Annotated in this window: 16 protein-coding genes; 7 read left to right on the top strand and 9 right to left on the bottom strand. The window is 66.0% G+C overall.

Annotated elements, in window-relative coordinates; translation table 11 throughout:
* Positions 1-36: 36 nt before the first annotated feature.
* Positions 37-2,259 (bottom strand): Ig-like domain-containing protein, encoded by a 2,223-nt coding sequence (locus VN634_08550; protein HXC50919.1) that lies wholly within the window; start codon positions 2,257-2,259, stop codon positions 37-39.
* 123 nt (positions 2,260-2,382) lie between these two features.
* A complete protein-coding gene (locus tag VN634_08545) occupies positions 2,383-2,670 on the bottom strand; it encodes a hypothetical protein (protein HXC50918.1) in 288 nt (95 codons plus the stop codon).
* A gap of 250 nt (positions 2,671-2,920) precedes the next feature.
* On the opposite strand from VN634_08545, the gene VN634_08540 reads away from it, so the two are divergent.
* Positions 2,921-3,907, top strand: coding sequence for a TIGR03557 family F420-dependent LLM class oxidoreductase (locus VN634_08540; protein HXC50917.1), 987 nt, complete (start codon positions 2,921-2,923; stop codon positions 3,905-3,907).
* A 31-nt stretch (positions 3,908-3,938) separates the two neighbouring features.
* On the opposite strand, the gene VN634_08535 is transcribed toward VN634_08540, so the two are convergent.
* Both VN634_08535 and VN634_08530 read right to left on the bottom strand, forming a co-directional pair.
* Positions 3,939-5,591, bottom strand: a complete 1,653-nt coding sequence (locus VN634_08535; GenBank protein HXC50916.1) for an SMP-30/gluconolactonase/LRE family protein — start codon at positions 5,589-5,591, stop codon at positions 3,939-3,941.
* Positions 5,588-6,493: a heme-binding protein gene (locus VN634_08530; GenBank protein ID HXC50915.1), complete on the bottom strand. Its 906-nt coding sequence runs from the start codon at positions 6,491-6,493 to the stop codon at positions 5,588-5,590. Before VN634_08530 ends, VN634_08535 begins: the two co-directional genes overlap by 4 nt.
* Positions 6,494-6,566: 73 nt before the next feature.
* Between VN634_08530 and VN634_08525 the strand changes: the two genes are divergently transcribed.
* The 3 genes from VN634_08525 to VN634_08515 all read left to right on the top strand — a co-directional run bounded on the left by VN634_08525 (position 6,567) and on the right by VN634_08515 (position 9,828).
* Positions 6,567-8,576 carry a sigma 54-interacting transcriptional regulator gene (locus tag VN634_08525; GenBank protein HXC50914.1) on the top strand — a complete coding sequence of 670 codons (2,010 nt, stop codon included), beginning with the start codon at positions 6,567-6,569 and terminating at the stop codon, positions 8,574-8,576.
* Positions 8,577-8,914: 338 nt separating this feature from the next.
* Complete coding sequence (locus VN634_08520) at positions 8,915-9,181, top strand: STAS domain-containing protein (GenBank protein HXC50913.1); 267 nt, start codon at positions 8,915-8,917, stop codon at positions 9,179-9,181.
* Positions 9,178-9,828 carry a sigma-70 family RNA polymerase sigma factor gene (locus VN634_08515; protein ID HXC50912.1) on the top strand — a complete coding sequence of 217 codons (651 nt, stop codon included), beginning with the start codon at positions 9,178-9,180 and terminating at the stop codon, positions 9,826-9,828. The genes VN634_08520 and VN634_08515 overlap by 4 nt, the downstream gene beginning before the upstream one ends.
* 23 nt (positions 9,829-9,851) lie before the next feature.
* On the opposite strand, the gene VN634_08510 is transcribed toward VN634_08515, so the two are convergent.
* Positions 9,852-10,748, bottom strand: coding sequence for a hypothetical protein (locus tag VN634_08510; GenBank protein HXC50911.1), 897 nt, complete (start codon positions 10,746-10,748; stop codon positions 9,852-9,854).
* A gap of 724 nt (positions 10,749-11,472) precedes the next feature.
* On the opposite strand from VN634_08510, the gene VN634_08505 reads away from it, so the two are divergent.
* A complete protein-coding gene (locus VN634_08505) occupies positions 11,473-12,789 on the top strand; it encodes a hypothetical protein (GenBank protein ID HXC50910.1) in 1,317 nt (438 codons plus the stop codon).
* Positions 12,790-13,048: 259 nt separating this feature from the next.
* Here VN634_08505 and VN634_08500 read toward each other — a convergent pair whose 3' ends face one another.
* The gene (locus VN634_08500; GenBank protein HXC50909.1) at positions 13,049-14,659 is read right to left on the bottom strand and encodes an FAD-dependent oxidoreductase; all 1,611 of its coding nucleotides are present in this window, start codon (positions 14,657-14,659) and stop codon (positions 13,049-13,051) included.
* A 15-nt stretch (positions 14,660-14,674) separates the two neighbouring features.
* Complete coding sequence (locus VN634_08495) at positions 14,675-16,051, bottom strand: adenylate/guanylate cyclase domain-containing protein (GenBank protein ID HXC50908.1); 1,377 nt, start codon at positions 16,049-16,051, stop codon at positions 14,675-14,677.
* 184 nt (positions 16,052-16,235) lie between these two features.
* Between VN634_08495 and VN634_08490 the strand changes: the two genes are divergently transcribed.
* Positions 16,236-16,418: a zf-HC2 domain-containing protein gene (locus VN634_08490; protein HXC50907.1), complete on the top strand. Its 183-nt coding sequence runs from the start codon at positions 16,236-16,238 to the stop codon at positions 16,416-16,418.
* Between the two features lie 37 nt (positions 16,419-16,455).
* On the opposite strand, the gene VN634_08485 is transcribed toward VN634_08490, so the two are convergent.
* The gene (locus tag VN634_08485; protein ID HXC50906.1) at positions 16,456-17,748 is read right to left on the bottom strand and encodes a glycoside hydrolase family 57 protein; all 1,293 of its coding nucleotides are present in this window, start codon (positions 17,746-17,748) and stop codon (positions 16,456-16,458) included.
* A complete protein-coding gene (locus tag VN634_08480) occupies positions 17,745-19,226 on the bottom strand; it encodes a glycosyltransferase (protein HXC50905.1) in 1,482 nt (493 codons plus the stop codon). The genes VN634_08485 and VN634_08480 overlap by 4 nt, the downstream gene beginning before the upstream one ends.
* Before the next feature lie 123 nt (positions 19,227-19,349).
* Here VN634_08480 and VN634_08475 point away from each other — a divergent pair, with 123 nt between their 5' ends.
* Positions 19,350-20,486, top strand: a complete 1,137-nt coding sequence (locus VN634_08475; protein ID HXC50904.1) for a glucose 1-dehydrogenase — start codon at positions 19,350-19,352, stop codon at positions 20,484-20,486.
* Positions 20,487-20,526: the final 40 nt, after the last annotated feature.

Raw genomic sequence — 20,526 nt, 5'->3', positions numbered from 1 at the left:
CCGCATCCGCGAGACGCCGGCGACACACGGCCGACGTTACTTCATGACCTTGATCTGCAGCATCCCGCGCACGCTGCTGCCCGCGGCGGTGCTGGGAGGCGCTGCCTGCGAGTAGATCGTGTAGGGAAGCTTCAGCCGCCGGCGATGCGCGAGGTCGGGTGCACTGTACATGACCGCATCCACGCCCGGCACCTGCGAGATCAGGCCGCGCTTCGGCTTCAGCGGCTTGTCGAACACGATGAGGTACGGCGGCTCGAGCACGAAGCCGCCGAGCAGTCCTCCGATCGGCGTGATCGTGCCGTACGAAACCTCGGTCGTCGCTACCTGCAGCGGAGCGACCGTGATGGTGACGCCTGTGATCACGCTGTACTCGCCGTCGGTGACCTCGTAGGTGAAGTTGTCGGGGCCTGCGTAGTTGAAGTTCGCGCGATAGGAGGCTTCTCCGTTCGGCGCGATCGTGACGTGTCCGTACCGGGGCTCCGACACCAGGCGTGCAGACAGAGGATCGCCATCCGGGTCCGTGTCGTTGGTGAGCACGTTGAACTGGCTGCCATAAATCGCAGCCGCCTGGACCTCGTCCGGGTTGGCGACCGGAGGCTCGTTGACGATGTACGGCTGCAGGTGATCGAGGATCTTTGCGGCAACTGCCGCGTAGCCTTTCCTGTTGGGATGGGCTGTTCCGGTCGTGCTGCTCTGCGTATGAAACGGATTCGCTACGTTGCCGTTCTCGTCACCCTGCGTGTTCAGGGCATCGGTGGCGGTGTTGATGAAGCGATCGTTCGCGCACATGCCGTGCTTCTTGAATGCTGCGTCGATGCCACCGACGAAATCGAAGCCGGCACCGCCTGACCCCAATTGCACGGCTGTATTCAGCGACGGCGCCCACACGGCCTCGGCGACACCGATCTCGTCGAAATCCCATTTGCCAAGGGCAGTGATGTCGGTGAACAGCTCCGGGCACTGAAGGCCGCTGTCCGTCTGGAAAAACCCAGGGTACTCGAGCGCCAGCTTCATGTGCGGCGCAACCTGGATACCGTAGCCGTCGAGCTGGTCGCCGAGTTTCTCCCAACCGGGCGCGACATTCTCGAGATCGTTGGCAAACTGCTGGTCGAGCTGGACGCCACCCGTGCCGACGGGCTGCAGATGGCAGAGATCCTCGAGGATGCAGACGCCAACCAGGTCGGAGAAACGCACGTCGTTGATGCCGCCGGCGGCGATCAGCGTGTCTACTTTGCGCGGAGGGTGTGTCAGGTGCCCGGTGAGCGCGTAGTTGAGCTGCACGGTCTGGCTGGCCACCTCGTAAGGTCCCACGCCGTTCGGCGGAGGCTCCATGCCGGCGTACGGGCCGGTGATGCCGGTGCCGCGCTCGAAACCGAGCGTCGGGTTGTACGGGTCGAGCGTGTCGAGGGTTCCCGTGTTGTACCGCATGGTGTCGAGCGTAGCTCCCGAACATGCGAATGACAGGAACGTGACGCTCGTCTTCGGATCGGCAGCCTCGAGCAGCGCGGCCGCCTGGGCGCCGCCGGAATACATGGAGCGATGACAGCGGTCGTCTGCCCAGTCGGCGTTCTGCGGCGGGTCGTTCGGAATTTCCGGGTAGATCGGCCAGTCGACCGCGCCCTCGCCCGATGCGAACGAATCGCCGAGAACCACGACGAGGTAGTCCTTGACCTGCACCGGAATCGTCCAGGTCGTCACCGCGTTGTCGGCATCCGTCTCCGTGAGCTCGACCCAGTAATTTCCCTGCGCCGGGAAATCGAGGACGGTGTAGCAATCGGTCGAAGGCGCAATGGTCTTGCCGTTCCACTTCCACTGATACCGCGACGTACCCTTCGGATAGAGGATGTGCCCGTCCTCGTCTTTCACGTCGCCGTAGAAGTCGTGGTAGTAGTCGGCCTCGCTCTGGCAACCGTTGAAATACAGATACCAGGTCTTGGGATTCACGTAGTCGTCGTTGTAGGTTTCGGTCTGCCACGGCTTCGGCGCGCCGCCCCACTCGTGCCACGCCGTCGTCCAGTAGCTATAGCGCTGCGGCGCCGACCACGTAAAGCCTTCGACCGGATATACGTACGGAGGCGGCGTGACCGGGTTGGCGCTACCTCCGCCTTCCTCTGTGCCGGGATTCGCATTGGCTCTCGCTCCGGCGATCGGAGCGGTGCACAGCACGGTCGCCTGCAGCAGCGCGAACACCGCTGCTGCCATCCGCAACGTACGATGGCCGGTCCGCCGCGGTGTGTTCTTCGCTTCATTGAATGTCATGTCGATGATCCTCCCTCAGTGTTTCGTAAATCGATCGTACTTGCGGCGTGGCGACCTGGATTTCGCTTCGCGGCCGCGGTGCTGCGCCTGCCCACGCCGATCGTGGCAGGCATCAGCAACCCGTTACTCGTCGGTTCGCTCCGCGGGCTCCGTCAGGACGCGGCGCAGAATCGCGATCAGCGCGGTCACTGACGAGAAATTGCCGCCGTCGGCCGTCGCGAGGCTCTGCACGCGGCCGCGCAGCTCGCCGCCTTCGGCCAGTTCCGCGACTTGAAGCAGAAAGGCCTGGCGCGGCGAGGCCTCTTTGGTGAGCTCGGTAGCCGGCGTGCCTGCGGCAGCCTGCGAGCCGGCACGGGTGTCGCGCGGCTCGCCATCGGGCTGACCGCCTGCGCGTTTGTCGGGTGCATCCATGGTTGCGAGGCTCGCACATGCGGGTCCAGCGAGTCTGGAAAGAACGTGGAAAGTTCCTGGAAACCTGCTGGTCTCAGAGGAAAGGCAAAACCGGGGGCGGGTGCGCCGGCTGACCCGGTCCTGCGGCTGCTGCACGCGGGGCAAGCGATTGACATCCGGCGTGGTCGGCGGCTGCATCGGTGCGCCGCTTCACCCGCGAGGGCTCCGCAGCGAAGCGGTGCCGCTTGCCGGGTCCGCAAAGGAATCGCCCATGACTGTAAAAATCGGATACGCCGCGATGCTCGAGCAGTTCCATCCGACCGAAGCGCTCAATCTGTGCGTGCTGGCCGAGCAGAACGGCTTCGACGGCATCATGGCGTCGGACCATCTCCAGCCGTGGGTCCCGCAGCAGGGACAATCGGCGTTCGTCTGGTCGTTCATGGCCGCTGTTGCCGAGCGCACCAAAGGCGACATCGGACCGGGCGTGACGTGCCCGTCGTTCCGCACGCATCCGGTCATCATCGCGCAGGCCGCCGCGACCATGGAAGCGATGTACCCGGGACGGTTCTGGCTCGGGCTCGGGTCGGGCGAAGCCATCAACGAGCACGTCGTGGCCGGCTACTGGCCGGAGGCGCCGGAACGTGCGAACCGGATGTTCGAAGCCGTCGACTTCATGCACCGCCTGTTCACCGGAAAAGACACGCGCCAGGAAGGTCCATACTTCAAGATCGAAACGGTTCGCCTGTGGACGATGCCCGAGAAGCCGCCGCCGATTTACATCGCGACCGCCGGACCGATCACGGCAAGACGCGTCGGCATGCACGCCGACGGCATCATCACGGTCGGAGCTCCCGTCGAGAAGATCGACAAGGTGCTCAAGGCCGTCGCCGAAGGCTGCAAGAAGGGCGGGCGCAACCCGAACGGTTGCCGCAAGATTCTCCAGCTGCACCTGTCATGGGCAGAAACCGACGAGCAGGCCATGCAGAACGCGCTGATCGAGTGGCCGAACGGCGGCATGAAATTCCCGAAGCAGGACATCCGCTCACCGCTCGATTTCGAGCAGATGGCGAAGATGGTCCGCACCGACGATTTCCAGGGCCGCATGCTGATGACGGCCGATTGCGAAGTGCACCGCAAGGAGATCCAGAAGTTCATCGACCTCGGATTCGATCAGATCTACCTGCACAACGTCGGCCGCAACCAGAAGGAGTGGATCGAAGCGTTCGGGCGCGACGTGCTGCCGAAACTGAACGGGTAGGCACGCCGGCGAACTGTTCATCGGTCGCCCGTCAGCGGCGAACTCCGGCAATGCCCATTGGCATCCGGTACAGGCCACCGCGGGCGCACAGGTAGAGCGTCTTTGCGTCGTCGCCGCCCCACGCCATGTTGTGCACATGCTGCGGCGTCACGACGCTTCCGAGATGCCTGCCCGACGGCGACAGGATCCACAGCGCGCCCGGCCCCGATACGTAGAGATTTCCGTTGACGTCCACTTCGATGCCGTCGATCGCGTCCTCGCCGGGCGCGGACGTCATGTCGAAGAAGACTTCCCCGGCGCCGGTCTTGCCGTCCGCAAGGACCGGATAGCGCATCACCACTTTCTTTTTCTCGTCCCAGTCGCCGACGTAAAGGAACTTCTCGTCCGGTGAGAATGCGATGCCGTTGGGACCGGTCAGGTCGTCGACGAGAAGATCGAGCCTGCCGTCCGAAATGCGATAGACGCCGCTGAACGCGAGCTCTTTGCGCGGATCGTCGAACGCCTTCGGAAGTCCGAACGGCGGGTCGGTGAAATAGATCGAGCCGTCCGAATGAAGCACCAGGTCGTTCGGGCTGTTCAGCCGCTTCCCTCCATAACTGGCGGCGAGCACCGTGACGGTGCCGTCTTTCTCGACGCGCGACACGCGCCGGCGGCCATGCTCGTCGACGACGAGTCGACCCTCGCGATCGATCGCAAGCCCGTTCGAGCCCGGCTGGTGGTACTCCGCGATGTCGGCGCCTTCGTAACCGCTCGACCGGCGAAAGACCGACAGATCACCATCCGGGCGGTACTTGTAGATGATGTTGCTGTTGGGATCGCTGAACAGCAGATAGCCGTCGCCGGCGACCCACACCGGACCTTCGGTGAACTCGAAGCCTTCGGCGAGCTTGAACAGCTTCGGATTGGCGCTGACGATCTCGTCGAGCGCCGGATCGTTGCGGATCACTTCCACGTTCGCTTCAGCGGGCGCCATTGCGACCGCGCCCGGAGCCGACGCGTGAAACGACAGCCGCGCCGACCGCATGTAGATGAAGTTCGTCGGCGGGTTCGAAAGCGGACCGTTCGCGCCGAACACGGCGATGACGATGTTCTGTCCGGGATGCACGTGCCGCGCAGCGATTACGCGGTTCGTCGCATTCCAGCCGGCGATGACCGATCCGCCGGACTGCTGCGGCGCGCGTGTGATCTCTCCATCCACCCAGATTTCCGCGTAGTCATCGACCGAGGTTTCGAACACGGCCGTGGTGCCGGCGACGTCGATGCTGCCGACTCGCGCCGGAACGGTCAGCGACAGACGATACCAGTTGAAGCTGAGCCGCCCGTTGCCGCGTCGCTGCGACAGTGACTCGGGAGCGATCATCTGCCACTCGGAATCGTCGAACCCCGCAGCGCCGGCATGCGGGACGATGTCGTAGGTCTCGACGGGATCGCCCGTGGGCTGACCCGCCGTCCCCGCGCTTCGAAAAGCGGCCGCCGAAACTTTCGCATCGCTGTATCGCCACGTGCCCGCGACAGTGCGAAGGCCGTCTGCCGTTGCGAGATCGACCGTCGCAAGCGCGGGCGTCTCCGGCAGCACGGCGGCGTCCGCGTACGCGACCAGCAGCGCGAGCACATCGACGAGGATCGTCAGGACCACGCGCAGAACGAATCTGCCGCGTGCGGCAGCCCATGCCCGCAGTCTCATCGCCGCACCTTGACGACGTAGTAGATGAGCGGCGACGGGACTTCCTCGAACCAGTGCGGCACGCCGTTCGGAACGATGATGACGTCACCTCTGGAAATGCGCCGCGTCTGTCCGCCGGTGATCGAGGACCCTCGAAGCTCGTTCGGCTCGACCTCGTGCTGGTCCGCAACCGTCCCGCCTGTCACGAGCGTGGCGGATCCGTCCAGTACATGGATGACGTCGGTATCGAGCGTATGGACCTCGGCCATCCCGGCCTGGTCGCGGCGGCTCGCATGCACCATGAAATTTCGACCACCGGATCCATCGAACAGCGCCGCGCCTTTGGCGAACGCCGCATCGACCGAAGCGTGGTCGAAATAAAGCACCGGCTGCGCGCTGGTCGCGGGCGATGCGAGCACTGCGGCGCCGGCCATCGCGATCTCTTCGTCCTGTTGCGCACTGGCTGCGCCGCTGACACCGACCGCACCGACGATCGATGTTCCCGAAACGATCGGCACGCCGCCCTGCAGCGGTGTGAAATCGGCAAGCGCCGTCATCGCGGTGCGGCCCTTGTTCACCACGTCTTCGAAGAACTTCGTCGGCTTTTTGAACAGCGCCGCGGTGCGCGCCTTTCCGATCGAGATCATGGCACCGGCCGCGAACGTTCCGTCGAGACGCTCGACGGCCATGAGGTTGCCGCCTTCGTCGACAACCGCGATGACACCGCCGGGAGCGCCGTTCTTCGCTGCGTACGCGACGCCGGCCGCAATGACCTGACGGGCGCCGTCCAGCGTCAGCCCGGGCCGGGTCGCCGTCTGTGCGCCGGCTGCGGCTGGCGAAAGAGCGGCCAGCAGGACCACGGTGACGGGCGCGACAACCGGCGCGACCCACCGATTCCGGTGTGTGAGAAATCCTCGTTTCATCGAAAAACCCTCCGCGCCTTTGACGCCGCCGCGGAAGTGAGGTTTCAGAGGATGCGTCCGGGGAGAACCGCTGATGAAAGACCGAGGCCCTGCCGAAAAGAGCGCGCCTGGCGACAACAGCGCAACGGGTGACAACAGCGCAGCGGTTACGAAGGCCGGCACGGCCGGTTCGTTCGCAGGCCTTGGCGAGGCCGAAGTTCTCCGCCTCATCCTCGAGGGCACGTCGCGCAGCACCGGCGAGGAGTTCCTGCAGTCGCTGGTGCGCTCGCTTGCGGCAGCCATCGACGTGCAGTTCGCGTTCGTTGCCGAGTTCGCCGAATCGCCGTCGCGCGTACGGACGCTGGCGTTCTACGGCGACGGCCGCTTCCTCGAGAACTCGTCGTGGGAGCTTCCGGGAACTCCGTGCGAGGACGTCGTGCGCGGAAATCTCTGCCATCACGCGAGCAACGTCTACCGGCTGTTTCCGCGCGACCTGCCGCTCGTCGAGCGCCATATCGAAAGTTATCTCGGAGTTCCGCTCAGTGACGCCGGCGGAAAGACGATCGGGCACCTCGCGGTCTTCGATCGCCGCACGATGCCGCTCGAAGCGATCCAGCTCCAGATGTTCCGCATCTTCGCGTCCCGCGCCGCCGCCGAGCTCGAGCGCATCGGCATCGAAAGGAAGCTCCGCAACTCGGAGAAACAGTTCCGCGACCTGTTCGAGGAAGCTCCGATCGCCTACGTGTACGAAGACACCGACACGCGCTTTCTCAGCGCCAACCGCGCGTTCATGGAGCTGCTCGGGCTGGCTCCGGGCGACGTGCCCGGCACGTACGGCATGTCACTCGTCGCGCCCGAGCAGGACAACCAGGACCGCGTCCAGGAGTCGCTTGCGTCCGAGCAGAAGGGCCGCGAGCGCGCCGCGATCGAAATCGAGCTTCGCCGCAAGGACAACGGCCGCCCGGTCTACGTGCAGCGCTGGTCGAAGCCCGAGCCCGACGGAAAGCACACCCGCACGATGATCGTCGACATCACCGCACGCGTGCTGGCCGAGCGCGAGAAGGCGCGACTGCTCGCGCAGAACGCGTATCTGCGCGAGGAGATTCGCGCCGAGCACGACTTCGAAACCATCGTCGGCTCTTCGGACGCGATCCGGCGCGTGCTGCAGCAGGTCGAGCGCGTGGCGCCGACCGATTCGACGGTGCTCATTCTCGGTGAGACCGGTACGGGCAAGGAGCTGATCGCGCGCGCGGTGCACGATCTGTCGGCGCGCAAGGATCGCCCGCTCATCAAGGTCAACGCCGGTGCGCTGCCGGCGGGGCTCGTCGAGAGCGAGCTTTTCGGCCACGAGAAGGGAGCATTCACCGGAGCCTCCGAACGGCGCATCGGACGCTTTGCGCTCGCCGACAAGGGGACATTGTTCCTCGACGAGCTCGGCGAGACGCCGCTGGACGTGCAGGTCAAGCTCCTGCGCGTGCTGCAGGAGCGCGAGTTCGAAGCCGTCGGCTCGACGCGCACGCAGCGCGTCGACGTGCGCTTCGTCGCCGCCACCAACCGCGACCTCGAAGCCGCAGTGGCCGAAGGGAAGTTTCGCTCCGATCTCTATTTCCGTGTCAACGTGTTCGTGCTGCGCGTGCCGCCGCTTCGCGAACGGCGCGAGGACATCTCGCTGCTCGTGCACTACTTCATGTCGCGCTACAGCGCGCGTCTCGGGCGCAAGTTCACGCACGTCGATCCGGCCACGCTCGCAAGGCTCCGCGACTATCCATGGCCGGGAAACATCCGCGAGCTCGAGAACGTCGTGGAGCGCGGGATGATCGTCTCCGACGGGCCGGTGCTCGAGATCGAGGAAAGCCTGCTGTCGTTCAAGTCGCCGCCGCGAGAGGGCGGCGCGGCACATGTTCCGCCTTCCGCCGCTCGGCCGTCACGCGACGAACCGGAAGGGCTCACGCTCGGCGAGCTCGAGCGCAAGCGTATCCAGGAAAGCCTCGAGCGGTGCGGCTGGGTCATCGAGGGCCCGGCCGGCGCGGCGACGATGCTCGGCCTTCATCCGAATACGCTGCGAAGCCGCCTCAAACGTCTCGGCATCGTCCGCCAGCGCTGAGTGCCGCAGCCGCGACGCGGTCGCCGACTACCGCACGCCGCCGATCCCACCGCACGGACCACGATCACACCGCACGGCCGACGATCCGGCGATCCCACGACCTCGCAGCTCACGAAACCAGCGAGCCGACGACCCCACGGCCCCACGGCCCCACGGCCCCACGAACCCACGACCCTGCCACGACGGTTCGTAGCGCCTCCATCGAAGTTTCGTGGGGCCGCCTTCGACCGTCCCACGCCCGCAGTGAACCGTTCGTCGCAACTACCCGATCTTGCGCGGATTGCAGGCCGCCGGCCGGCGATGCGCGATTGCGGCACGGGCCTTGCTCAATAGCGCCCATGCTCAGAATCACACGACTGGACGGACATAAGAAGGCCACGGTTCTCCGACTCGAGGGACGGCTGACGCACGGCGATCTGATCGAGCTGCGGGCGATCCTTGCGGCCTGTCTCGCCGCGAACCGCCGCGTCGTCATCGACCTTGCGGGAATCGGATTTCTCGACAAGCCGGGCGCCGCCGCGCTGGTCGCCGCCGAGCGCGACGACGTCGAGCTGATCGGCGCGTCGCCGTTCGTCCGGGAGCTTCTCCAGGAGGTCGCGTCATGAACGCATCCGCACTTTTACTGGTCGAGGAGCTCGCTCCTCCCGTTCGCATCGACGACGACGACAGCCTGCTCGTCGCGCGCATGCAGGCCGGTGACGAAAGCGCCTATGAAGAGCTCGTGCGCGCGAACGGCGGCCGTATGCTCTCGACCGCGCGCCGCATGGTACGGCGCGAGGAAGACGCGCACGACGTCGTGCAGGAAGCCTTCCTTCACGCGTTCCGTTCCGTCGCGACGTTCGAGGGAAGATCGCGGCTTTCGACGTGGCTGCACCGCATCGTGATCAACGTGTCGCTGATGAAGCTGCGCAGCCGCAAGCGCAAGCCCGAAGTTTCGATCGAAGACCAGACGCCGCGCTTCCATGCCGACGGAAGCCGCATCGTCGAGGCTCACGATTACGTCGATCTGTCACCTGCCGATGCGCTCGAACGCGAACGGCTGCGCGTGCTGATGCGGCGCTGCATGGACCGGCTTCCCGAATCCTACCGCGTGGTCCTGATGCTTCGCGACATCGAGGATCTGACCACGGAAGAGACCGCCGCGATGCTCGGAATCAAGACCGTTGCCGTCAAGGTTCGGCTTCATCGTGCACGGCAGGCGCTGAAGACCCTCGTGCAGAAGGAGATGATGGACGGAGCAGGCGCGTGCTGAGCTCCGGTCATCGGGTTCGTGTGTCAGCGACCAGTAACCGTGATGCCGACGCTCGGAGGCGGATCGATGGGATCGCCGCCTGTCGTCGATGCATCCATGACCTCCACCAGGAATGACGCCGGACTGAGTGACTCACTGGTTCGGAACCCGCAGCGTATGACAGCGGCCGGCGTGGGAATCCCGTCGAGACTGATCATGCCGATCTTCGCAGTTCGCTCGCCCGGATAATTTGCAGCGACCAGCGCGTCGACGAGCGCTACGCAGTCGATCTGGTCTCCCCGTCCGATGAAACAACCGCTGTCGCCGAGATGCGTGACCTCGAGCTGAAGCGCACCGATTCGCGGGGCCGAAGACTGGTTGACGCTGATCTCCAGCGTGTAAGCCCGCCATGACGGATCGCAGCTGTCGTCGTAATCCGGATCGTGATCGTCGCCGGAGACGACGCTGCTCACGACGGCCGTCGGTACGGGACGCACGGCGTCGCCGTTCGGATCCGACGCGTCGGTGACGTCGACATCGAACGATTGCGTGCTGATCACCTCGTAGGTTCGAAACGAGCAGTGGACGATCGTGGCCGGCGTGCGGAAGCCGGCCAGGCTGACGAGCCCGACCTTGAGCGACCCGTGGCCAAGGACGTTGGCGGCCATGATAGCTGTCACTTCCGCCTGGCAGCGAGCCCGGTCGCCGTCGGCCACGAAGCCGCCGCTGTCGCCGCGGTGCCGGACCTCGAGCTGGAGCGCACCGAGGTTCGCGTCGGACGTGACCGCGACCGTTACCGTATAGACCGGCGCGTTCGTGTCGTCGGCAGGCGAGCTGTCGTACGACCTGTTACCGTCGCCGCAGCCGGCGGCGAGGACGAGGAGCGCGAGAGACAGAAGCCCCCGACGCGCGAGAGAACTGCCGAATCGTGCAGATGACATTGATGTCCTTTCAAGTGCTGCCTTTTGAGACGCTGCCCCAGTGATCGTGCCCATGGGGGACCGTATAGCGGCGCGGCGCGGAGACTGGAAGTTGCCTGCGTGTGCGACGTCACAACTCGACACGGACGCCAACTTCAGCCTCTTCGTCTCGTAGACCGGAGATCACAGCGCCGGACGATCTGATTCATGCGGATGGACGCCGGCTCGTGTCGATGCTGTTACCGGCGATGAGCTTGGGGTTGCGATGCGCAGTACGGTCAGCGCGCTATGTCGCTGCGAACATTCCGCGGGGAATGTGATCCAGGTTTCGTTCGATGCGTCAGCGATCAGAGTGATCGGTGTATTGAGCACGTGCCCGAGGTGAGCGATGGCGACGGGTCCGAAAGATTTCGTCGGATCGGGCGCCGTCAGCGGGACGGCAGGGTCGAGAGTGTCCTGCCCTACCTCGCGCACTGATCTGGTCGCGTCCTGCCGGGCGCGAATCACGGCCGCGCTATGCTACTTTTGTTATTGAAGCGTCGTCGCGATGTCGATTTCGCTTGACGCGATATTTCGCCGCTTGAGATCGCCTCTAGCGAAGCAAAACAGAGCGCACGTTTTTTTTCGCCGACTTCGCGCGTTGCGCCGCTCGGATCTTGCGGCTCGCTGCCACAGATCCATGCTTGATGGCAGTCGCGTCCTTACCGAGAACGACGCCAGAAAAACCCGTGTTACAAGGGTCGTCATGACGACATCCTTCGACAGCATTGCAAAGCTCTCCGAAAAGGAACTGCTCGATCACTTCGAGTGTCTCGTCGCACGCGACCGTCGTACGACTGCGGCGCTACTCGTCGCGATCACCGAGATCGACGAGCGCAAGCTCTGGGCCAGGCATGCCTGCTCCTCCATGTTCAGCTTCTGCATGGAGCGCTTCCACATGTCAGAGCAGGTAACGGCCAAGCGGCTTTGGGCTGCGCGCACGGCGCGTCGCTTTCCGGTCGTGCTGGACCTCGTCGCACGCGGCGAGCTGCATCTGAGCGCGATCCATCTGCTGGCGAGGCATCTGACGACCGAGAACCACGTGCGAGTGCTCGAGCGCGCCAGGCACAAGAGCTCACGCGAGGTCGAGCGGCTGGTTGCCGAGCTCGCGCCGCGAGCGGATGTGGCGTCGCGTGTTCGGGCGATGCCGCGGCGTCGCGGTGCGGACGCGGCGAGCAATGGGCCGGCGGTGGCGGCGCCAGCGTTGGACGACGGAAGTTCGATGGATCGCGAACGGGCCGACGGTGCGAGCGATCGGTGGGCTTCGACAGATCGCGAGTCCGTCGGCTGCGGTGCGAGCGATCCGCGAACTTGGGCAGACCGCAAGTTCGTCGGTTGCTCGAGTAATCGGCCGGACTCCGAGGTCGTCGGCGCTGCAATCGCTCCACCGTCAGCCCAGCCGGCAACAGTGCCGAAGCCGATCGTTCCGCTCAGCCCGCGTCGTTACAAGATCGAGATCACCGTAGACGAAGCCACGCACGACAAGCTTCGGTCGCTACAGGACCTGCTCGGCCGCTCGTCGACCGGCCGCGACGCGGCCGCGATCATCAGTCGTGCGATCGACGTGCTGCTCGTCCAGACGCTCACGCGCAAGGCAGGCTGCACCGATCGACCGGGGTCGACGATGCCGACGAAAGAAAAATGCACCGATCGGCCCGGCACAACGCCCGCGGCCGATACGGCGGCTTCGCAGCGAGGCCAGCGATCCCGGACCATCCCCGCGGCCGTGCGGCGCGAAGTATGGCGGCGCGACTCGGGACGCTGCCGCTACGTAGACGGCCGAGGACGTCGCTGCCGCGAGACCGGCAACATCGAGTTCCACCACAGAGCTCCCTTCGCGATGGGCGGACCTACCACGCCGGAGAACATCGAGCTGCGCTGCGCGTCGCACAACCAGTATCAGGCCGACCTCGACTTCGGCCGCGCCTTCATGGATGCGAGGCGCGGCAATCTCGCCGATGCGCGAACATTCCCCGCGGAATGTCGGGTCGGCGACCGCGGGGCGATGGCGGCCGCTCCGTGAAGACGGACCTCGACTTCGGCCGCGCCTTCATGGATGCGAGGCGCGGCAATCTCGCCGATGCGCGAACATTCCCCGCGGAATGTCGGGCGATGGCGGCCGCTCCGTGAAGACGTCGTCGGAGCTCGGATCTTGTCGATGTAGCTGGTCCTGGTACCGAAGGCGCGCGCGCGTTCGGGTCGCCGAACATACCGACGACCTTAGGCTCGGGACCGAAGCCGCCTAAGCAACAGGATGTGCCGCAGCTCTGCCGAGCAAGACCTCAGCCCCTCGCCGCAGCCACGTCCTCGAAGCTTCGCCTGAGCGCCGGCAGTGATGCGTCGAGCAGGCGGAAGTCGCGTTTCGGCAGGCGCAGGATTGTCATCGGTTCGAGGCATCGCACGGTCGCGTTGCGCACGCTTCGCCCGAGAAGGGCCATCTCGCCGAAGACCTCGCCTGCCCCGAGGCACGCGACGCGCGTGCTGGTCGCCGACTCTTCGCGCAACACTTCGGCCGCTCCGTCGACGATCACGAAGATGCTGTCGCCGACGTCTCCCTGGTGAAAGACCGCCTGACCGGGTTCGTAATGTTCGTGGCGAAGACCGCTTGTCGCTCCGGCGCGCAGCTGCACGAGGTCGGGTTGGAGGAAAAGGTCGAGCGTCCATGACGTGGCGACCTTGATGCGGCGAGCCCAGCCCGGAAGCTTGGCGAGATAAATCGTCCGCCATAGCCACCACGCGAGAAATCCGGAGACCTGAAAGCCGAACACGTCGGCAACGGCCGTGCGGTGCCCGAGCGATCCCATCTTGCCGAGTCCGGCGAACGAAAAGCTGCGCTGCTTTGTGCCGGCGATCGATGCCGCGATGTTGTCGGCCACGACGGTCGCCTGACGGATCGCGTGCTGCGCGGTCGGCGGTGCGAACGTGGCGCCGTCCGGGTTCGGCACGAGCGCGCAGTCACCGAGCGCCCAGATCCTGTCGGCTCCGTCGACCGCAAGGCGCGGCGTGACGATCACGCGCCCGTTCGGCGCTTTCGCAAGCGACAGCGCCTGGATCAGCGGATGCGGCGAGCTCGGTACCGACGAGACGAGCGTACGCGTTGCTATGCGCTCACCGCCGGCAAGCAGCGCAGCTTCGGCGCTGGCTGCCTCGAGCCGCGTGTTCAGGCGGATCTCGACGCCGCGGGCAGCAAGGATTTTCTGCGCGAACAGCGCGAGCTTCGGCGACACCTCGGGCAGGATGCGGTCCTGCGAATGCAGCAGCACCACGCGGATGTCGCCCGGATCGATCGACGAGTAGCTGCGCGCCACCTCGCGCACGAAGTCGTTGAGCTCGGCCGCAACCTCGACGCCGGAAAATCCTCCGCCGGCGACCACGAACGTGAGGAGTTGGCGGCGCAGCTCTTCCTCATGCTCGACGGCGGCTTCTTCGAGCGCGCCGATCACGTGATTGCGCAGCGCAAGGGCGTCAGCGAGGTTCTTGAACGGCATGGCGTGCTCGGGCAGGCCGCGCAGGCCGCGGAAATCGGTGACCGTGCCGAGCGCGAGCACGAGGTGATCGAACCGGATCTCGCTCGGATGCGGATGCACGCCGGGGCTCGTGCGGATCGTCCTTGTCGCGAGGTCGATGTCCTCGACTTCGCGCACGACGATCGTCGTTCGCGGCAGCAGCCGCCGCAGCGGGCTGACCGTGTCGAGAATCCCGATGCTTCCCGAGATTACTTCCGGCAGCATCGGCTGGAATACGAAGTAATTGTCGCGGTTGACGAGCACGACCTCGTACTCGCCGGCGCGGGCGCCGAGGCGCTTCAGTTTCTTTTCGAGGCGGCGGGCCGTGTAGACGCCGGCGAATCCGCCGCCGAGGATCACGATGCGCTTGCGCGATGTTTCCGTCATGGCATTCCCCGCAGATCAGGCCGCGGCAGCGGCCAGCGACCGGCGTTCGGCGAGCACGACGAGGTCGACCGGCTCGGAGACGCCGGCGACCTCGCGCGCGCGGAGCATCTGTCGATCCGCGGGTGGCACGTAGCCGGACCGTACGGCCAGCTCCCACGTCACGCTGCTGGCCAGCGCTCGCACGCGTTCGGCCTTGGTATGTTTTTCGAGCTTGGCGGCAAGGTTCACCGGATTTCCGATCACCGTGTATTCGAGCCGGTCCGAGTCGCCGACCGCGCCGAAGAGAATCTCGCCGCTCGCGCACGCGGCGCCGATGTCGAGGTCTGGGACGCCGTCGGCCGCCGCAGCAAGGCTCCACTCGTCGGCGGCAACGACGATGTCGTCGACCGCACGCAGCGCATCGGCCGCGTGCGCCGCGTTTTCCGTGGCGGCGCCGAAGTGCGCGAGGATGCCGTCGCCGAGGAACTTGTCGACGCAGCCGTTGTGGCGGAACAGCACGGCGACCATGCGGCGCTGGAAGTCCCCGAGCAGCGACATCACGCGATCCGGCGGCAGCGTGGATGCAAGGCGCGTGAAGCCGCGCAGGTCGATCATCAGCGCCGTGGCTTCGCGGATCTCGCCTTCGCCCGGCCGGATCGCGTCGGCCGACGTGACGATGCGAGTCGCGACGGCGGGGCTGAAGAAGCGCGTCAGCTCGCGGCGTGCCTGGCCTTCGCTCGCGGCCACGGCGAGCAGTCGCCGCGAGCGCACGGTGCCGACCGCGAGCACGCCGGTGACCATCGCCATCGAGACGACCTTGTCGAGCTCGGCGCCGATCAGCACGTGATAGCCCATCGCATAGTCGACGAAGCTTCGCGTGATCTCGGCGTCGCCGGGGCCGAGCGCGTAGCCGACCAGTGCCATCCAGCCGATCGCGGCGGTCACGCCGGTCAGCACGAGGTAGCGGAAGTCGTAGCGCAGGCTGCGCAGCGCGATGAACAGGAATGCGTACGCGAAGGTCGGCGCCTTCAGGTAGAACGCGGGGGGCTGGCAGTACTGGATGTGAAAGCTCCAGATCAACAGGAACAGCACGCTGATGTCGATGATGACCGATGCTGTCAGGATCACCGGGCCGAGCCGGCGGCGATGCGCGAGCACGAGGCGCGCAACGACGAGCGGCGCGTACGACGCGAGCAGCCACGGCACCGGCTCGAACGCGACGTCCTTGGCTTCGAAGCCTTTCGGCGCCGCGAGGTAGAGCGCGCCGAGCAGCGTGACGACGGCCAGCTGGACCCATCCGAGCAGGATTTCGTTGGCGTCTTCGGTGCGGGCGATCGCTTCGCGGACGCGGGGCGAGAGGCCGTCGGATGCGGGCAGGAGCCGACGGAGGAAACGGGAGAGCGATTGCGCCATGGGCGGTTGGACGCCGCGTGCGGCAAAGAGTTACGCGCGGTGTAACCGGCGAACTGGCGTGGCATCGGAGCTCCGTGCGGGACTTCCACTCGACAAGCCCGGAGCCTGCTGCGGTCACGAGGGTCCGATGCTAGCTTCTCCGGCCGATTGCCTTTCCTCCGTGAATGCCCACAGGGACGTGCGCGTGGAACAAGACATCACCTGCCAGTGGCTGATTGGCGTGCTCGCGGATTATCTCGCCGGCGAGCTCGGCGCCGCCGATGAAAGCCGGTGCCGCCTGCACCTCGACGCATGCGCCGACTGCGCCCGCTATCTCGAAGACTACCAGGCCACGATCCGCCTCATCCGCGACGCCCTGCGCGACTGAAAAAGGGGACAGGTACAATTATTTTTTCGCAGCAAATTCACGGCGGGCTGCTCGCCGCGAATTTCTGCGGCACGAATTCGTTGAGCTTTTTTAAATGTACCTGTCCCCTTTTTCCGGTCAGGCGCAGCTTCAGGTCGGCGAGGACGTTCATGAAGTTGAGGTGGGCTTCGTAGGGGCTTTCGTACGGGCGGAAGTGCGCGTGCACTTCGCCGTCGCCGAAGCCCTTGGTCGACATGTAGTAGGCGTGATCGCTGGTCGCGAGGCGCCGCCATGCTTCGAGCACACGCCGGTCGCCGGTCTCGCGCACGGCCGGCAGCAGCGCGTACAGCCGCGCCGTCGCCGAACGCTGCATCGAGTTGCCGAGCCACGCGCTCTCGTCGCGTGATTCGTCCGCCCACGAAACAATCCCGCGCGCCGAGATGCTGTCGTCGGCCGCAAGCGCCGCGGCCTCGCTCGGCAGATGCATCGCGACGCCGGCAGCGGCGAGCGCATCGGGCAGCTCCTCGAGCAGCTTCATCGAAGCCGTGCCCTGGTGCTCGCCGAACGTTTCGAAATCGAGAAACACGTTGACGCTCTGGCCGCCGGCGGCGGCGACCCACTGCACCCACGTCGCAGCGGCAAGCGGACGGCCGCCGTCGGCGTGATCGATGCGGAAACCGACGTCGTCGCTCAGCCGGTAATGGCGAAGCAGCACGCGAAGCCGCGCCGCCGGGGCCGCCTTGTAGATGCTGGTGGCGGAGCGGCCGCCGAGCAGGCGATCGGCGCCTTCGGCGAGCACCGCGCGATAGCCGCGGCCGGCGAGCCAAGCCGCGAGCCCGTCGTCGAACAGCATCTCGGTGTTGCGGAACACCGCCGGCGTGACGCCGAAGCGGCGACGGACGGCATCGCGGTGCTCTTCGACCTGCGCCGCGAACTCGTCCACGTCGACGAGCCATGCGAGCGAGTGATGCGACGTTTCGCCGAGAACTTCCGCGGAGCCCGATGCGACGAGCTCGCCGAGGTTGTCGAGCACGTCGGGCGCGTGGCGCTCGAGCTGCGCAAGCACCGTCGACGTCACGCCGAACGCCACGCGGAACTGCGGGCCGTAGCGGCGCGCGTGCAACAGCAGCGTTCGCGTCGCGGGGCGGTAGCATCGTTCGACGACGCGCGCGAGCACGCGATGGTCGAGATCGTCGTCGAACCAGTGGTCTGTCGACACCGCATCGCCGGGCATGTCCGCAACCCGCTCCGCTCGGCCATCGCACGACAGCCGCGCGCCGATATCGAACACGCGCATGCGGCGCAGGCGGTGCGGCTGGTGAATCTGGAAATATGCGCAGAGCTTGTTCATCGGATTGCTCCAGTGGGAAGCACGCGCGGCTCGGCGAGCACTTCGGAAAAAATTGCGAGAAGGCGGCGGGCGGGCCCTTGCCAGTCCATGCGCGAAGCCTCGCGCCGCCCGCCGCTGGAAAGAGATTCGGCCAGCGGCCGGTGGTCGATGACGCCAATGATCTTGTCGGCCAGATCGGCCGTGTCCCAGAAGTCGACCTTCAGGCAGTGACGGATCACTTCGCTGACGCCGGACTGGCGGCTGACGATCGCCGGGGTTCCGCGCAGCATCGCTTCGACGGGAACCAGGCCGAACGGCTCGCTGACGCTCGGCATCACGAACACGTCGGCCATCTCGTACGCGCGCACGATGTCGTCGCCGCTGAGAAAGCCGGTAAAGAAGAAGCTCGCGGCCAGGCCGAGGTCGGCCGCGCGCTCGATCATCCACGGAAGCATCTCGCCGCCTCCGGCGACGACGAACTGCGTATCGGGCCGCAGCCGGTGGACCAGCTCGGCGGCGCGCAGGAACCACTCCGGGCCCTTCTGCGCAGTAAGCCGTCCGAGAAACAGCACGACCGGATGGCGCTCACCGAGCGGCGGGCATTCGACATCAGCCTGGCCCGCCTGCTCGATGCCGTTGTGCACGACGCGAAGCTTCGCGCTGTCGACGCCGGGATACTGCTCGAGGATTTTTCGGCGCGTGAAATCACTGACCGCGACGATGCGATCGGCCGCGACGAGGCCCGCCTGCTCGTACGCGCGAATTGCCGCATTGCCGCCGGAGCCGCCGCTGCGGTCGCTTTCGGTCGAATGCACGTGCACGACGAGCGGCTTTCCGGAGACTTCGCGCGCCGCAACGCCGGCTGCGAACGTCATCCAGTCGTGGCAGTGGATGAGATCGTGAGCCGTATCGGCCGCGATGCTGCGGGCGGCTTCGGCCATGCGATCGACTTCGGCGAGAAGATCGCCGCCGTAAAGTGACGCGTCCGCGGCTTCGTTGCCGCGCGCGGCGTCGGCGCTGCCGGCGCTGCCGGCGCTGCCGCCGCCCGCAAGCCGCGAGCCGCCGAGCGCGTTGCGGTACGACGCGTGCGTCTGGTACGGCGCAAGCACCGTCTCGAACCGGATCGCGCAGTCGGGAGCCGCTGCGCCGGCGGACGTGCTCTCGGGCGCGATCCGCCGTTCCGGAGCAACGTCGACCGGCACGTCGCGCGCATTCCTTACGCGGATTCCTTTCGGAGAAATCGGACGCGGAAGTTTCGGAAGAACGAACGTCAGCTCGACGCCTTCTTCGACCAGTGCACGGCCGAGGCCTGCGCACGCCACACCGAGCCCGCCGGAAAGAATCGGAGCCAGCTCCCAGCCGAAGCTCAGCACCTTGAGGCCCTGGAGGGAGCCGGCGCCGCGACCAGACAGTCGCGGCGCCGGCCTTTGGTGGAGGGAGGTCGCAGAGGACACGCGCTGTGATGACGCGGCGGCGTGGAGGTTACGCATCTTCTTCATGAACCGCTGCCGATACTGCGGACGCACCGGCGCGGACGCCGACGAAGCACGCGCGCGACAGCGCCTGGCCGGTTTGACGACGGCCGATGAAACCCGGCCGTACGTCCGGCATCGGATCGTCCCATGAAAGCCATTACCGTCTCGCCCGCAACCCGATCCATTTCCCTCCAGAACGTTGCCGAACCGGCGCTGCGCCTCGAGCCGGGGCACGTCCGCGTGCGGATTCTCGACGTCGGAGTCTGCGGCACCGACCGCGAGATCTGCTGCTTCGACTACGGGCAGCCGCCAACGGGCTCGGAGCATCTCGTGATCGGCCACGAGTCGCTCGGCGAAATCCTCGAGATCGCGCCCGACGTGACGCGCGTGAAGGTCGGCGATCTGGTCGTACCGACCGTGCGCCGGCCTTGTCCGCACGACGAATGCACCGCGTGCGGGAGCTCGCGCCAGGACTTCTGCTACACGGGCGACTTCGTCGAGCGCGGCATCAAGCAGGCGCACGGCTACATGACCGAGATCATCGTCGACCACGAGCGCTACATGAACGTGGTGCCGAAAAAGCTTCGCGACGTCGGCGTGCTGGTCGAGCCGCTGACCATCGCCGAGAAAGCGCTCGAGCAGATCTGGCAGGTCCAGCAGCGTCTTCCGTGGGCGTGCCCGGTCCTTTCCGACAGGTCCGACAGGTCCGGCAGGAACAACGGAAGCTGCCACCGCGCGGTCGTGCTCGGCGCCGGACCGGTGGGACTCCTCGGTGCGATGGCTCTCGCGACCGCCGGCTTCGATACGTTCGTCTACTCGCGCGAGCACCACGGCTCGGCCAAAGCGAGGCTCGTCGAATGCTTCGGCGGCCACTACATCTCCGCGTCCGATACGGCGGTCAAAGACCTTCCGCGCGCAGTCGGCAGCATCGACGTCGTCTATGAAGCGGCCGGTGCGTCCGGCGTCGCGTTCGACGCGATGAGCGTGCTCGGCACCAATGGAATCTTCGTGTTTACGGGGGTCCCGGGGCGCAAGGGGCCGATTCCGGTGGACACGGACATCCTGATGCGAAACCTCGTGCTGAAGAATCAGGTGGTCTTCGGAACCGTGAACGCCAGCCGCGGGACGTTCGAGGATGCGATCCGAGACTTGGGGATCTTCGTGCAACGCTGGCCAGATGCCGTCCGATCGCTCATCACCGGTCGCTACCCGATGGAAGCGCACCACGATCTTCTGCTGGGCCAAGCAACGGGCATTAAGAACGTCATCAACTTTGAACGATAAGGCAGAGAGTTTCTGAAAGGCCGCGTAGGCTCGGTTGATC

It is taken from the genome of Candidatus Limnocylindrales bacterium (assembly GCA_035571835.1).
Lineage (GTDB): Bacteria > Desulfobacterota > Binatia > UBA1149 > CAITLU01 > DATNBU01.
The sequence above is the reverse complement of the archived record's forward strand: the minus strand, read 5'-3'. Positions and strand labels throughout refer to the sequence as shown.